This is a genomic window from Candidatus Goldiibacteriota bacterium HGW-Goldbacteria-1 (assembly GCA_002839855.1).
In the GTDB taxonomy this organism is placed as follows: Bacteria; Oederibacteriota; PGYV01; order PGYV01; family PGYV01; genus PGYV01.
On the sequence record PGYV01000008.1, the window covers coordinates 130502 to 145414 of the forward strand.

A 14913-nucleotide genomic window follows, 5' to 3' on the forward strand; every position below is an offset into this window, starting at 1 on the left:
AGTTAAAACAATTATTTAGAAATAAACGAAGGTGTAAGCGGTTGGGATGTTATCCGCGGAATTGAATTTTTTAAATGGTTTTGATGGTATAATTTATTAAAGGAAAATATAAAACTGACAGGGGAGGCGCTGATTTGAACGTCTGGACACTCCTTCATTTTTCCGCCTTTGTAATTTATTTCGTTCTGATGATATATATAATTGCAAAGAATCCCGGTGCTGTAATTAACTGGCTGCTTGGAATGGTTTTCATCTGTCTGTGGTTCTGGAGCGGGTCTAATGCCCTTCTTTTTAATTCATACATAACACAGGAGAAAGCGGATATTATCCTGAAAATTCAGACAATAGGGTGGGCATCTTTTCCGACTTTTTATGTTATTTTTCTTTTATATTTTATGAAAAAAGAAATTATTCTTAAAAATGTATTTGTTCTGACTTTCTTTTTTGCGATGCCGTTTATATTTGAGGCGGCAGCTTTTTCTGATAAAATGATGGTGTGCTGCGACAGGACTTTTTTTGGGCTTACAGGCATATGGAACAATTCCCCTTTTGTGTATTTGTTCATCGTTTATTCTTTTGTAATGTTTGCGGTTTCGCTGGGTATGCTTGTTGTTTTCAGGAACAGGCAGAAGAATATAAATATGAAAAAGTCCGCGGATATAATATTGGCAACAACTATAATGGCTTTTGCGATAACTTTAATTGTAAGTTTCATACTTAAATGGCTCAGGATTCATGTGCCTTTGGAAGCGAATCTGGTGTTTTTAATTTTTGTAACAGGGATTATCTACGCGGCCGGTAAATATGATTTTTTTGAAATAAACGCGGAACAGGCTGCGGATAGGATATTGGAATCAGTGGATGAAGGTCTTATTCTGACAGATACACATGGAGTTGTGATGCAGGCAAATTCCATGGCAAAACAGATGCTTGGCTTTGAATATAAGGTTGAAAAGGATGATATTTCAGAGATTATTCAGGATGATAAAATATCAGCTATGATACTGTCAGGTGAGAAATTTGCGGGCATGGAGTTGTACCGCGGTTCAGGTGAATCTGAAAAAAAGCTGACTTTATCCTCCGCGCCTGTTGATAAAAATGGGGAAAGACTGGGTTATTTGTGTGTGATAGACGATGTCACTGAAAAGAGGGCTGCTGAAAGAGGGCTTGAAAAGACAATGAAAGAACTTGAACGGTCAAATGTGGACCTGGAGCGGTTTGCGTATGTGGTGTCGCACGATTTAAAAGAGCCGTTAAGGATGGTTTCAAACTATATGCAGCTGTTAAAGAGGAAATCATATGACAGGCTTGAAAGCGAGGATCGGGAATACATTGATTTTGCGGTTGACGGCGCTTTAAGGATGAATGAACTTATAAAAGACCTGCTGGATTATTCAAGGGTAAATACAAGGGGCGGTAAATTTGAACCCGTTGACCTGAATGACGCGGTTGAACATATACTTAATATAATGAAGTTTAAAATAGAGGATGTTAAAGGACAGATATTAATACCGCAAACGCTGCCTTCTGTTATGGGTGACGGTATGCAGATAGAACAGGTGCTGCAGAACCTTATTGAAAACGGCCTTAAGTTCAGGAGTAAGTTAAACACGCCTGTAATTGAAATAACGGCACAGGAAAACGTGTCTTCTGTTATTTTAAGGATAAAGGATAACGGCATAGGCATAGAACAAAGGTTTCAGGAAAGGATATTTGAAATATTTAAGCGGCTGCACTCCCGGGAGGAATATGAGGGTACGGGTATAGGCCTTGCCATCTGCAAACGTATTATGGAGCGCCATGGCGGAAGAATTTGGGTGGAATCTGAAGGGGATGAAAAAGGAAGCATATTTGCGGCGGAGTTTAAAAAATAACCATAGACGGACATTTATCACGCTTGAGGCTGTTATTATAACTTGATTTATATGGCGCAAGAATAATGAATTATGGTTTGGAGGATTTATATAAGAGTTTTAAAGATACATATTGATTAATGAAATGTTAAAGGATAAAATGACATAAATGCAAGTTAAGACAGCTAAACTTGGTGAGCCGATGAAGAATTTGTCTTTAATAAGTTGTCTTAATGGCGGGATTAAATTTATATTTGTTGTATTGCTTACAATTTTATTACCTTCCCTGATAAATGGAGCTGTGACGTATAATACCGCTAATGTTTATAACAATTATCTTATTGGCTCTGCTTCTGTTTTTAATTACAGCACAAGCGTAAATTCCAACCGGGTACTTGTGCTTACGGCGGTCGTAATGAGCGACAGCATCACCCAGAAAATTAATTCTATAACTTATGGAGGGCAGTCTTTTACCCCGGTGACAAGGACCGCAAGCGGTCCGGGGGACGGCACAGGCGTAAGCGCGGAGATGTGGTACCTTATAAATCCGGCAAGCGGGACAGCGCCTATTACCGTTAGTCAGGGAGAAAGTTCCAGGAAAATTATCGGTGTTGTGGAATATAACGGAGTTGGAAATGTGGGGGAGTACAGTGCGGTTGACGGTAACAGTAATTCTTTAACAATGCCCTTTACTACGGCTCAGGCAGGAAGCCATATAGCCGGAATTTACGCGCAAAAAAATGATAAGTTTTCCATGACGTTTACACCGGTAACACCAGGCCTTATTAGTACCTGGCAAAGGCAGAACAAATCCGCAAAAGTTTATATCAGGGGATATGGTTACTCTCTTCCTGCTTCAGTCGCCGGCGCGTACAGCGTTGTTTTTAATTCCAACCGTACAAGCAACAGCGCCCTTATTGGGCTTGAACTTAAAGCGGCTTTTCCGACAGTGGTATCGTGCTCGCCTTCTGTGGGTTATATTGGCGGCGCAAATACTGTTACAATAACAGGAACTAATTTTGACAGCGGTTGTTCGGTGACTGTGGGCGGTTCCCCCGCCGCGGTCACGTATATTAATTCCACCACCTTAAGAATAATAACACCCGCACATGCAGCCGGCCCGGCGGATATTGTAATTACAAATCTGGACGGACAAACTGCCACAGGCGCGGGAATGTTCACTTATTCCTCCAGCCGCACGCCTGTATTGTCTTCCTGTGCGCCGGTATCGGGAATAACGCTGGGGGGCCATACTGTAACACTTTCAGGTTCTTATTTTGTTGAAGGCTGTACGGTTACAATAGGCGGATTTCTCGCGACAGGGGTTGCTTTCGGCGCGTCACAGCTTACTGCTGTAACTCCGGCGCATGCGGCCGGGCTTGTGGATATAGTTGTGACTAATCCGGACGGTCAGTATGCTGTGCTGCCGGCCGGCTATACTTATACAAAACCGCCGCCGCTTGTAACTTCCTGCACACCAAATACTTTGTATTCTGCCGGCGGTCAAAATGTGACGCTGACGGGAAAGTATTTTGTCAGCGGCTGCAGGATTATAATGGAAGCGGCTGAATACGTTCCTGTTTTTGTTGATACCATGACTTTAAGTTTTACAGCGCCTGCACATGCCGCCGGAGGCGTGGATGTCACGGTAAGAAACCCTGACAGCCAGACGGGATCTCTGGTAAATGGCCTTGTTTATTTTGGGCAGCTGCCGCCGTCGGTTATATCATGCCTGCCGGCGTCCGGTTCAACGCTTGGAGGTCAGACAGTAAGTATAACGGGTTTGGGTTTTATATCAGGCTGCACGGTCAGTGTAGGCGGGACCGAGGCTTCAGGCGTTACCGTGATAAATTCAAGTACAGTTCAGTTTACGGCGCCTGCTCACAATGCCGGGACGGTTGACATAGTTTTAACAAATCCTGATACGCAGTCAGCGGTTCTTGCGGGCGGATATACTTATGCCGTGCCGCCTTCTGTTATTTCCTGCGTTCCGGCTTTCGGAAAAATACAGGGAGGGCTGGGAATAACAATAAACGGTTCTAATTTTCGCGAAGGCTGCACCGTAATGATGGACGGCGCCTTAATACCTTCAACACGGATTAATTCCGCGCAGATAAGCATCACAACAACCGCGCATGCGGCGGGAAGCGTGGATGTCAGGGTTTCAAATAACGACAATACTTCCGCGCTGCTTGTAAATGGTTTTACCTATGACGCGAATCCTCCTGTAATATCCCTTAACGGCGCGGATGATATTACAATAGCCGTGGGAAGTGTGTATACGGAGACTGCCGCGGCGCTTGACGACGTGGATGGCGATGTGACATCCGCAATAACCCAAAACATAACTCCTTCAGGTGCGGTTTCAACATTAATGCCACAGGTATATACAATAACCTATGATGTAAATGACAGGGCATTAAACAGCGCTGTACGCCTTACGCGGACCGTACGCGTTACTGACCAGACAAAACCCGTGATATCTCTTAATGGCGGCGCTACGGTAACTCTTATGGCTGCTGATACATATATAGAGACGGCTACGGCTGCCGATAACATAGACGGAGATATAACAGCAAGCATGGCAGTTGTAATAAGGGACAGCGGAAATAATGTGGTGGGAAGTGTTTCAACCGCTGCGCCGGAAACATATACCATAACTTACAACGTATCAGACAGCGCTTTAAACGCGGCGGACCAGATGGTAAGGACGGTGGAAATTACTTCTGCTTTTCTTACAGGTATTTCGGTGGCATCGCCCCCGCTAAAACAAGTTTATAAAACAGGGGAAACTCTTGATATAAGCGGGCTGGTAGTTCTGGGAAATTATTCTGATAGCAGCACCCATAATGTATATGTGACAGCTGCCAATATATCCGGTTTTGACAGTTCTGCCGCGGCAAGCGGGCAGGTGGTTACTATAACGGCAGGCGTGTTTACCGCTTATTTTACCGTTGATATTATTTCGCTGGACAGTGTATTAATTACAAGCCCGGCCTTAAAACTTGTGTATGATATAAATGAACCGCTGGACATAACGGGGATGGAAGTCACCGGGACATATTCGGATACGTCTTCGGAAATACTTGCAATAACACCTTCAAACATAACGGGGTTTAACAGTGCTGCCGCGGCTTTGTCTCAGGAACTGACAGTAACTTACGGGGGGCTTTATGATACTTTTACGGTGGATGTAATTCCATCGCTGGTAAGCATAGCGTTAACCTCGGAGCCGGATAAACTTATTTATGATATAGGGGAGGCGCTTAATCTTGCAGGTTTGGCGGTTACCGGCACATATACGGATGGAACCACAAAACAGGAAATTATAAGCGCTGCAAATGTAACGGGATTTGATTCTTCTTATGCTGTAAACGGGCAGGTTTTGACAGTTACGGTGGGCGGGAAGACTGCGATATTTGAAGTGGACATAGCGCCTTCTTTGGCATCCATTGAAATTACGCATCCGGCAAATAAACTTGTATTCAACGTGGGTGATGTGCTTAGTATAACGGGCCTTGTAATTACAGGGACATACACGGACGGCAATACTAAACAGGAAACAGTGACGCTGTCAGATGTGACCGGGTTTAACAGCACTGTTCCTTTTACGGGGCAGGCGCTTACGGTTACAGTGGGCGGAAAAACAACATCTTATTCTATTGATATAGTACAGCCGCTTTTGACAGGAATCATAATTACCACCCCTGCATCAAAACTTATATACAACGAAGGAGACCCGCTTGATATAACGGGAATGGTGATAACCGGAACTTATGAAGATTTTAGTACAAAAATTCTTCCTGTAACCACGGATAATGTTACCGGTTTTGACAGTTCTGCCGCGTCTGCATCACAGGTGCTGACGGTAACATATGAAGGCAAAATAACAACTTATACCATACAGATAAAAGAACCGGCGCCTATGGTGGATGTGTGCGATCCGGACAGCGGTTTGCCGGCCGGAAATGAAGCGGTTATTTTATACGGCATGAATTTTCAAAACGGATGCACAGTTACCTTTGGCGGAGCTGCTGCCACGGGTGTTGTATTTGTTGATTCAATGACGCTTAATATGAATACTCCGCCGCACGCGGCAGGGGTTGTAAATATAGTGGTTCTTAATCCGGACGGACAGCAGGGCACGGGGGTTGCGGCGTTTACTTATACCGGCGCTACCGCCACATATACCAATACGCCCACAGCAACTGTTACGGCGACTGCCACGTTAACCCAAACAACTGCAGCTGTGCCTTCTTTAACGGGCACAAAGACGGGTACTGCGTCTGTTACGCTGACATCAACTGTCTCGGCATCTGTAACAGTGACAAAGACATCTACGCAAACAGCAACCGCAACGGTATCTGCCACGGTGACTGAATCGGCTACGGCCACAGTTTCAGGGACTTCAACAGAAACAATAACACAAACAACGACGGGGACTATAACACAGACAAACACGCCGACATCAACAGAAAGCCCTGTGTTATCGCCCACTTCCACAAGTACTGCCACTCCGACGTCCACGGAAAGCCCTGTGTTATCACCCACTCCCACAAGCACTGCCACGCCTTCGTCCACGATAAGCCCTGTGGTATCTGCCACGCCCACAAACACAGTGACATCCACTTCTACCGCAAGCCCGACAGCAACAGCAACTGCTACTATTACTTTGACAAATACTCATACACCCACAATAACGCAAACCGGGACGATTACACCCACATCAACAATTACTTTAACAGCCGCGGCTACAGCTGTACCGGTATTAAAACCGGCGCAGACAGGATCAAGTTATGTGCTGCCGCAGCCGGCAAAAGAATTTATAACTGTTGTGTACGCGTTGGATGAACAGGCTTGGGTAAAATTGAATATTTATAACGCAGCGGGGATGCCCGTGGCGCAGGCGGAACATAACGGGATTGCATCTGCGGCAAATAATATTACACTTGACATAAAAAAATTCGCGCCCGGTGTTTATTATTATGTGATTAATGCCAAAAGCGCGTCAGGCAAAGAAATAAACTTTAAAGCAGGCAAGTTTCTTGTTGTTAAATAAAGTGAGGGCATAATAGACATGAAAAAATTTTTAATTGCAGCCGCGGCGGCAGTAATGCCTGTGTTCTTATGGGCGGCGGTGCAGGACAGCGCCGGAGTGATTTTTCCGGAGTTGGAAATAGGGGCTGGCGCAAGGGCGGCAGGTATGTCAGAAGCTTATACGGCCGTTGTTAATGACGCGGGTGCGGCCTATTGGAATGCCGGCGCGCTTGGGCAGATAAAAAATGTACAGGTCTCACTTGCTTATGACAGGTGGTTTGTTGACACTGCATATCAGCGCCTTATGGCCGCGGTGCCGGCAGGCCCCGGCGTTTTTGGCGCCGATATTTCTTACATGAATTACGGTTCATTTGAAAGGGTGGATAATCTTGGCGGTACTTATGGCGGGGCAATAAACCCTTATTATCTTGGCGCGGTTCTGGCATATGGGTTTCCGCTTGGCAGCGGTTTTTATCTTGGCGCCGGAGCTAAATTTATTACAAACTCTCTTGATAACTCTTCTAACACCGGTTTTGCGGGGGACATCGGGCTGCAGTATGTTTCCGGGATATTATCTTTGGGTTTGACCGGGCAGAACATAGGCGCAGCCGGGGTGTATTCATTACCTTTAAGTATAAAAACCGGTGCGGCAGTAAAAATTATTAATAATAGAGATCATAATTTTATGGCTTCTGTTGAAGGCAAATATACGCTTAAAGAAATACCATCAGTTGCCGCGGGCGCTGAATATGTTTTGTCGGGGATTTTGGCCATAAGGGGCGGATATAAATTTATGCTTGGGGAAGACACGCTGACCGGGCTTAAAGGGTTTTCTGCGGGCGCCGGAATAAAACTTGGAAATTTTGGAATTGATTACGCTTTTGTACCGCATGGAAGCCTTGGAATAACACACAGGGTATCTGCAGCTTATATTTTTGGCGGTCAGCCGGCGGTACTGTCAACAGCACAGCTTGACGAAATGATGGCAAAAGCAGGGGCGGTTGAAGACGCCGGAAAGTTAAGTGAAGCGGAACTTAAATACATTGATATTATGCAGATAAATACCGGCTACGCGCCCGCTTATAAGAGGCTTGGTTCTGTGTATTTTAAACAGGGGCGTAAAGCTGAAGCTATAAAAACTTTTGAAAGTTATTTGAAACTTATGCCCAATGACGCTGCTGTGAAAAAATGGATGCTTAATAATACAAAAACAAAAGCACAGCTGGATGCAATGATGTTAAAGGCCGGTGCTGTGGAAGACACCGGCAAGTTAAACGAAGCCGAAATTCAGTATAATGTAATAAAAGGGTACGACGAAAACTATGCGCCTGTGTATAAACGGCTTGGCGCTGTTTATTTCAAACAGGGTAAAAAAGCACAGGCAATAAAGACGTTTGAAAAATATCTGCTGTTAATGCCCGGCGACGCCGCGGTTATGAAGTGGCTGGAGAAGAATAGGTAGTTACAGGTTACAGGTTGCAGGTAACAGGTTGCAGGTTGCAGGTTACAGGTTGCAGGTTGCAGGTTCTATTTGGTAATTGTAGTGGTTTTTGAATACTTTTTCCCTAAATAACCTGTGTTTTTTATATATTTGATGAACCCGTTTATCATTTTAGATTCCGAAATCAGTATTTCTAGGATTTCATAATAATCTGTGTCCTGAATGTAATTCAATTTTTTTGCGGTGTGCAGCTGGCTTCTTACTTCGCCGGCTGAACCTTTTGCGTAATATAGAAATTGAATTTGTTCTTTGACGCCGTCTCTTTCATAACCTTCGGCTATATTAGATGTGATGGAAATACAAGCATCTCGTATTTGTGTCTTTAACGCATAATCTTTTGAGAAAAATCCGGTACTGCTAAGTTCGTAAACCTTCATTGTTATTTCCATACCTTTTTTCCATATGTCTAATTCTTCAAATGTTTTTAATGTTCCCATAGCACCCCTCTATGTTTTTATTAGAAACTTAAATTTAAATCTGAAACTGTTATTGATTTTATGTTTAAACCTGTAACTTTCAACCTGTAACTTGTAACTATTTTACTAAGTATTTAAGAATCTCAATGGAGCCAAGTTTATCTATCGGGTTGTTGCCGTTGCCGCATTTGGGGGAAAAGACGCAGGCAGGGCAGCCTTTTTCGCACGTGCATGATGACACGTTGTTTAAGGCCAGATTAAGCCAGTCTTTAAAAGATTCAAAAAGTTTTTCAGAAATACCTATCCCGCCTTCAAAAGTGTCATATACAAATATCATAGGATTGCCGTTTGTATAAGTGCTGTATGACCGTCCGCCAAGGTCTTCTCTGTCGCACATGGCGATAATAGGCGCCATTCCAATTACCGCGTGTTCCGCTGCGTGCATAGAGCCGTCAAGGTCAAATTGCTGTTTGGATATATTAGCTGCAATTTCAGGTGAGAAATCAAACCAGACTGATTCCGTGTTAAAGGTTAAGGGCGGCAGCACCAGATTTTCCTGCCCAAGCGTACGGCCCGCTTTTTTCCTTCTGAACCCTTTGAAAAATTCCGTGACGTTTACGTCGCCATAGCAAAGGGAAAAACCTTCAAAATCAATTTTCTTTTTCAGGTTAAGTATCCTTACCTCTTCTTCTGTCACGGGTTCAGTCACATAATCCGCGGTTTTCTTTTCTGCTGTGGCTTCGCCCTGCGAAAGGTTAAGTTCTGTTATTACGTAGCTTTTTCCGTTATATAAATGCACCGCGCCTTTATGCGCAGTTTCATACGCGCGGCTTAAGGGAAGTTCTTCCAGTATCCTGCCGTCCACCTTTAACTTAATTGACGCAGGCCCGGAAGAATCAAGCGACACCGCGTCATGCGGGCGCACGCCGCCGGAATAAATAAGGCCGCGTGCTGTGCGTTTTATAACGCCCTGTTTTTCAAGTTCGGGAATTATAGCGCCGGCGCCCGTGTCTGAAAAAAGGCCGTTTTTATCTTCTCCCTCTGAAGGGTAAGGCAGCTCTGCAAGCGAGCACAACACCTGACCGGCGGTGATATTCGGGTTTTCAAGGGAAACATTCGCGCTTTCAAAAGACTGTGTCATAACCGTTTCCGGGAATTTTAATATGTACTGTTCCATTGCGTCTTCAGACGGAATAAAAAATATTACAGACTCTTTTCCGCTTCTGCCCGCGCGGCCGGACTGCTGCCAGAAAGAGGAAACCGTTCCGGGGTAGCCCGCCATTATTACGCTGTCCAATCCGCCTATGTCTATCCCAAGTTCAAGGGCATTGGTTGATATTATGGCTTTTGATTTTCCTGATTTCAAATTATTTTCAATTTCGCGGCGCAGCTCCGGCGTATAACCTGCCCTGTAAGACGCAATGTCAAGGGAACTGTCTTCCTGGGAAGCCCACATTCTTATGGATTCCGCCATTCTTCTTGATTTGGTAAAAACCAGCGTCTGCAAATCGCTCTGCGTGCAGGAAAGCAGAATGTCCTTTGCCTGGGTAACCGCGGATTTTTCCGTATTTTTTGCAGCGTCCCAGAAGATAATCCTTTTTGCGGCAAGCGGCGCGCCGTTTTCGTTTATCTGTGTAAAGGGCAGCCCTGTCAGTTTATTCATAAACTGCGCGGCGTTTTTAATGGAACCTGAAGCTGCGGTGACTGCGGGCTTTACCCCGTAGTAGCTGCATATGCGCAGCAGCCGCCGGATTAAAAAAGCGATGTTGGATCCAAACACGCCCCTGTACCTGTGCGCTTCGTCCAGCACTATCAAACCCAGGCGCGAATAAAAATCCGCGAACTTTGAATGATAGGGAAGTATCTGGTGCAGTTCGTATGGATTTGTGATTATTACGGATGCTTCACGGCGCAAGCGCTGTTTTGTACCGGCGTCCGTATCTCCGTCATATACTCCGCTTATGAAGTTTAGCCCTGATAATGAATTCATTTTTTCAATTGATATCAGCTGGTCATTTGAAAGCGCCTTTGCCGGGTAAATATACAGGCATGACCTGCCCTTTTCAATTTCAGAAAGCGCCGGCAGGTTAAAAGCAAGGCTTTTGCCAGATGCCGTGGGCGTTGTAAGGACGGAGTTTAAACCCTTATTGTAATTTATAACCGCCTGAGCCTGGTGGATATACAAATTTTTAAGTGTTAAACCTTCAAGGTATTTTTTCTGCGCCGGCGATAATTCTGCCGGGTCAGCATCGCTATATCGGGCGGGTGTGGCAGGAATTAATAACGATCTTACCATCTGGCCGCGGTAATATCTTGAAATTTCTATATCCTGAATTAATGAATCTATCTTGCCCATTTTTCACCAAGCTTGTTTAAAACCAGCGCCATGGAACGCACATCAATAACGTTGTGGGAAGTGATAAGGTTTATGTCTTCGGGTTTGTGCAGTTTAAGCCAGCGGGTGTAATGGTAATCCACTTCAGAACCGTCTATGTCATTATCGCGGTACTCTTTTAACAGGTACATTTCCATCTCTTTAAGCGAATGCGCCAAAGCCGCCGAAAACGCGGCCCTGCAGTAATGCAGAAGGTCAAAGTTAATAAGGCCGGAAAAACGTTTGGCGGCGTTTCTTAATCCGTAATATGAAAAACGCGATACGGTAAACGGCACATCAAAAGATCTGCCGTTGTATGTGACAAGCGCTTTGAATTTTGAAGACAGGGTATCCAGATACATAAGGGCTTCATATTCGGCATCGGGGTTTAATGCGGTAAACTGGTTAACGCTGAAAGTTTTTTTATCAGCGTAGTATCCCGTGCCTATTGTAATTATCTGGGTTTCGGAAAAAAGGCTTCGCGTTTCCAAATCCAGAAACAATAAATCTTTTGGGTCGTATAAGCCGGACATTAGATAAAAAAGCCTGTTAGAGCCGGATAAACGTGTGCGCAGCCTTTTAGTCAGTTCTTCCGGGGTAAACGATAATATACCCGCAAGGTCCTGCGCGTGTTGTTTGTGTTTTTCATGGGTTAAGGCGTCCTGTATTTTATTTATACCCGTGCTTTTTAATTTCTCGGCTTTTTTGGCGCGCACACCCGGTAAAAGTTCCAGGCAGCACTCGCACTCGTTCTTAAACAGCTCCGCGGGGGGTAATGACGGTGTAATTGCAAAGTCTTCATTATAAGTAAGAAGTTTTGCCCCTTCCACTTCGGTTATCTGCCCTTTTAAACCGGCTTCTTTAATGGAATATGGGGTTTCTTTTTCCGGTTTTTTTGAAGCTGTAAATTTCTTTAATATATCGGGGTTAAACGCCATTCAATTCTCCTGTGTTTTATGTGGCTAATTATATCATAAATTAATATATGGCAGATAAGACCATAGAAATATTAACCCATAAACTGTTATCCCATAACCAATAAATAATGGTTAAACCATAAAAAAACAGAAGAAGATCAAATTATAGGGTTTTAGTACTGTTTTACCTTTATGGCTTATACGATATGGTTTCCCCCTGTAAACCTTGATTTTGTGCCGTTTTATAAGCTATGCTTGTAATTGCGGGGTGGATTAATTATGAAGATTGCATTTATATCCGACATTCACAGCAATTACGATGCTTTAAAAACAGCTGCGGAATTCATAAAGAGCAATAATACGGAAGCTGTGTACTGCGCCGGCGATATTATCGGGTATGGCGCTCAGCCTAATGAATGCGTGGAGATGTTAAAGGAAATGAGGGTGTTATGTGTAAGGGGTAATCATGAAGATTACTTATTGGGGGAGAAAGATTTTAATGGGGTAAACAGGAATGCCAGGGAAGCAATATCCTGGCATCAGGATACGGTAACGGAAAATAATATGAAATACATAAAGGGGCTGAAATATTCTGAGGTGATAAAAGAACATTCCATAAAAATTGTTCATGGTTCGCCTTTTTATCCGGAGAATTTTAACTATGTCATGTCCGGAAGGGAAGTGGTTGAAGCCTTTTTATCGTTTGAAGAACAGATATGTTTAATAGGGCATACTCATATTCCCGCGGCGTTCAGATTTAATGAAGACTCCGGGCTGTATCAGTACAGGTTTGGCAGCAAAGTACATGTTGAAAAAGGATTCAGGTATATTATTAACATAGGCAGCGTGGGTCAGCCGCGCGACGGCATGCCGCAGGCGGGAGTCTGTTTGTATGACAGTGGCAGCGGTATTTTTGTAGAAAAAAGGCTTGATTATGATATTCACACCGCGCAGAAAAAAATACTGGACGCAGGCCTTCCCCCGACCCATGCCTACCGCCTGGCATACGGCCTTTAATATTTGGCGGCTACAAAATGGTACTGGATTTGACTTGAAAAAAAAAAAAAAGTATCTATAATGTATTTAGTTTAGTTAATTCTTAAAATATGAGAATTAGAAGGAATAAATACAATGAATGATAAACAACAGTTTTATAGAGGTATATCAAAAGATGAGCTGAATCTCATTTCCAGAGCGGAATATTCAGGGCTAAAGTTAATAACCGGGGAATTCGCAAATTCAGTTATTGGAGAAAAAAAGAAGACGTCAAATATACTGTCGCGCCTTGTAAATAAGGGCAGGCTTATTCGTATTAGCCGAGGTAAATATTTTATTGTACCTATCAGGGCTCCAAAGCAGCTTTGGGCTCCCAATGAGTTTATTACTGCAAAGTATTGGATAGGTACCGGAGATTATTATTTGGGATATTATACTATGTACAATTACTGGGGTTTTACCGGGCAGATACCAAGGTCTGTATATGTTTTAAATACAGAAAAATCATACTCTTCGGTTATTAAGGGTGTTGAATACAATGCTGTAAAAATATCCCCGCTTAAATACTATGGAACGGTTGAAATTGAAATTGAGGGCGAAAAGATAACGATAAGCGATAAGGAAAGGACGCTTGTGGATTTTATATATAAACCTACAGGAACGTTTGAATCAATGAAACAGATTGTAAAAGAAGTTTTGTCGGGGATTGATTATGTGAAGTTATGTGAATATCTGATAAAATATCCGGAAATAGCTGTCAGAAAAAGGGCGGGTTATTTAATACAGGAAGCCGGAGCGGATAATAAACTGATAGTTAAATTAAAAAAGTCTTTTGATCCGTCCAGAACAAATATAGTCTTGAACCCGTTTAACCGGTCAAGAAAAGGAAAGGTTAACAAAGAGTGGGGGCTGATAATAAATGATTGAGGGTGAAAAACTGAAAGATTTATGCCTTGCTGTTTCCGGGAAGTACGGATTCAGGCCGGCGCTTGTGGAAAAAGATTATTACTTAACTGTAATATTAAAAAATATAGAACGGGTGTTAAGGGGGGCTTGTGTTTTTAAAGGAGGGACGCTTTTGAATAAAGCATATCTGGATTATCACAGGCTTAGTGAAGATCTGGATTTTTCATACTTGAACTATGAAAGATGTACTACAAGAACGGGCCGCTCCCGGGCAATGTCGCCGATAAGAACGTCCATGAAGAATTTTATAGCGGAATTTGGAATGAAAATGGAAATTCCTGAAGGGAGGGGTTTTAATAATTCCACACAATATGTTTTTTCTGTGATTTACGATTCTATATTTTTAAATAAACCGGAGAAAATTAAAATTGAAATTTCATTAAGGGCGCCGGTATATGACGCGCCTGTTTTTGTAGATGTTAAACATTTTTTTAAAGATGTTTTTACGGGAAGGGACGTTATAGAAGGAGGCAAAGTCCTGTCTTTGACGCTTGCGGAGGCAGCTGCGGAAAAGTTGAAAGCCGCGATAACAAGAAAAATTCCGGCCATAAGAGATTTTTATGACCTTAAATATATTAAAAAGTCCGGCTTTGATTTTAATGATTATAAATTCGTAAGTTTATTTAAAAAAAAGATGAATGACGAAAATGTAAAAAGTGACTTTAAAGTTGATTTTGGGTTTGATAAGGACAAGGTGAATTTGTTAAAAAAACAGGTGGAAACAGATTTGAAACCTGTTATCAGCCCGGATGAGGATTTTAATCTTGATGATGTGTTTGCGGCATTTAATAAAATTTTGGCTGCAGATAAATTTAAACTTTAAATAAAAGTAAATGCCTGTAAAGGAGAAGCA

Annotated in this window: 9 protein-coding genes; 6 read left to right on the forward strand and 3 right to left on the reverse strand. The window is 43.2% G+C overall.

Annotated features, from left to right (window positions below; genetic code table 11):
- The first annotated feature begins 134 nt into the window (after positions 1-134).
- The 3 genes from CVV21_09905 (at position 135) to CVV21_09915 (ending at position 8352) form a co-directional block, all read left to right on the forward strand.
- Positions 135-1874, forward strand: coding sequence for a hypothetical protein (locus tag CVV21_09905; protein ID PKL91096.1), 1740 nt, complete (start codon positions 135-137; stop codon positions 1872-1874).
- Between the two features lie 148 nt (positions 1875-2022).
- A complete protein-coding gene (locus CVV21_09910; GenBank protein ID PKL91097.1) occupies positions 2023-6912 on the forward strand; it encodes a hypothetical protein in 4890 nt (1629 codons plus the stop codon).
- 18 nt (positions 6913-6930) lie between these two features.
- The gene (locus CVV21_09915; protein ID PKL91098.1) at positions 6931-8352 is read left to right on the forward strand and encodes a hypothetical protein; all 1422 of its coding nucleotides are present in this window, start codon (positions 6931-6933) and stop codon (positions 8350-8352) included.
- 65 nt (positions 8353-8417) lie between these two features.
- On the opposite strand, the gene CVV21_09920 is transcribed toward CVV21_09915, so the two are convergent.
- The 3 genes from CVV21_09920 to CVV21_09930 all read right to left on the reverse strand — a co-directional run bounded on the left by CVV21_09920 (position 8418) and on the right by CVV21_09930 (position 12119).
- The gene (locus tag CVV21_09920) at positions 8418-8828 is read right to left on the reverse strand and encodes a four helix bundle protein (GenBank protein ID PKL91099.1); all 411 of its coding nucleotides are present in this window, start codon (positions 8826-8828) and stop codon (positions 8418-8420) included.
- A 97-nt stretch (positions 8829-8925) separates the two neighbouring features.
- A complete protein-coding gene (locus CVV21_09925; GenBank protein PKL91100.1) occupies positions 8926-11163 on the reverse strand; it encodes a DEAD/DEAH box helicase in 2238 nt (745 codons plus the stop codon).
- Positions 11151-12119, reverse strand: a complete 969-nt coding sequence (locus tag CVV21_09930; protein PKL91101.1) for a hypothetical protein — start codon at positions 12117-12119, stop codon at positions 11151-11153. Before CVV21_09930 ends, CVV21_09925 begins: the two co-directional genes overlap by 13 nt.
- Before the next feature lie 258 nt (positions 12120-12377).
- Here CVV21_09930 and CVV21_09935 point away from each other — a divergent pair, with 258 nt between their 5' ends.
- The 3 genes from CVV21_09935 (at position 12378) to CVV21_09945 (ending at position 14883) form a co-directional block, all read left to right on the forward strand.
- Positions 12378-13115 (forward strand): hypothetical protein, encoded by a 738-nt coding sequence (locus CVV21_09935; GenBank protein PKL91102.1) that lies wholly within the window; start codon positions 12378-12380, stop codon positions 13113-13115.
- Between the two features lie 114 nt (positions 13116-13229).
- Positions 13230-14021, forward strand: coding sequence for a hypothetical protein (locus CVV21_09940; GenBank protein ID PKL91103.1), 792 nt, complete (start codon positions 13230-13232; stop codon positions 14019-14021).
- A complete protein-coding gene (locus CVV21_09945) occupies positions 14014-14883 on the forward strand; it encodes a hypothetical protein (protein ID PKL91104.1) in 870 nt (289 codons plus the stop codon). Before CVV21_09940 ends, CVV21_09945 begins: the two co-directional genes overlap by 8 nt.
- Positions 14884-14913 lie beyond the last annotated feature (30 nt).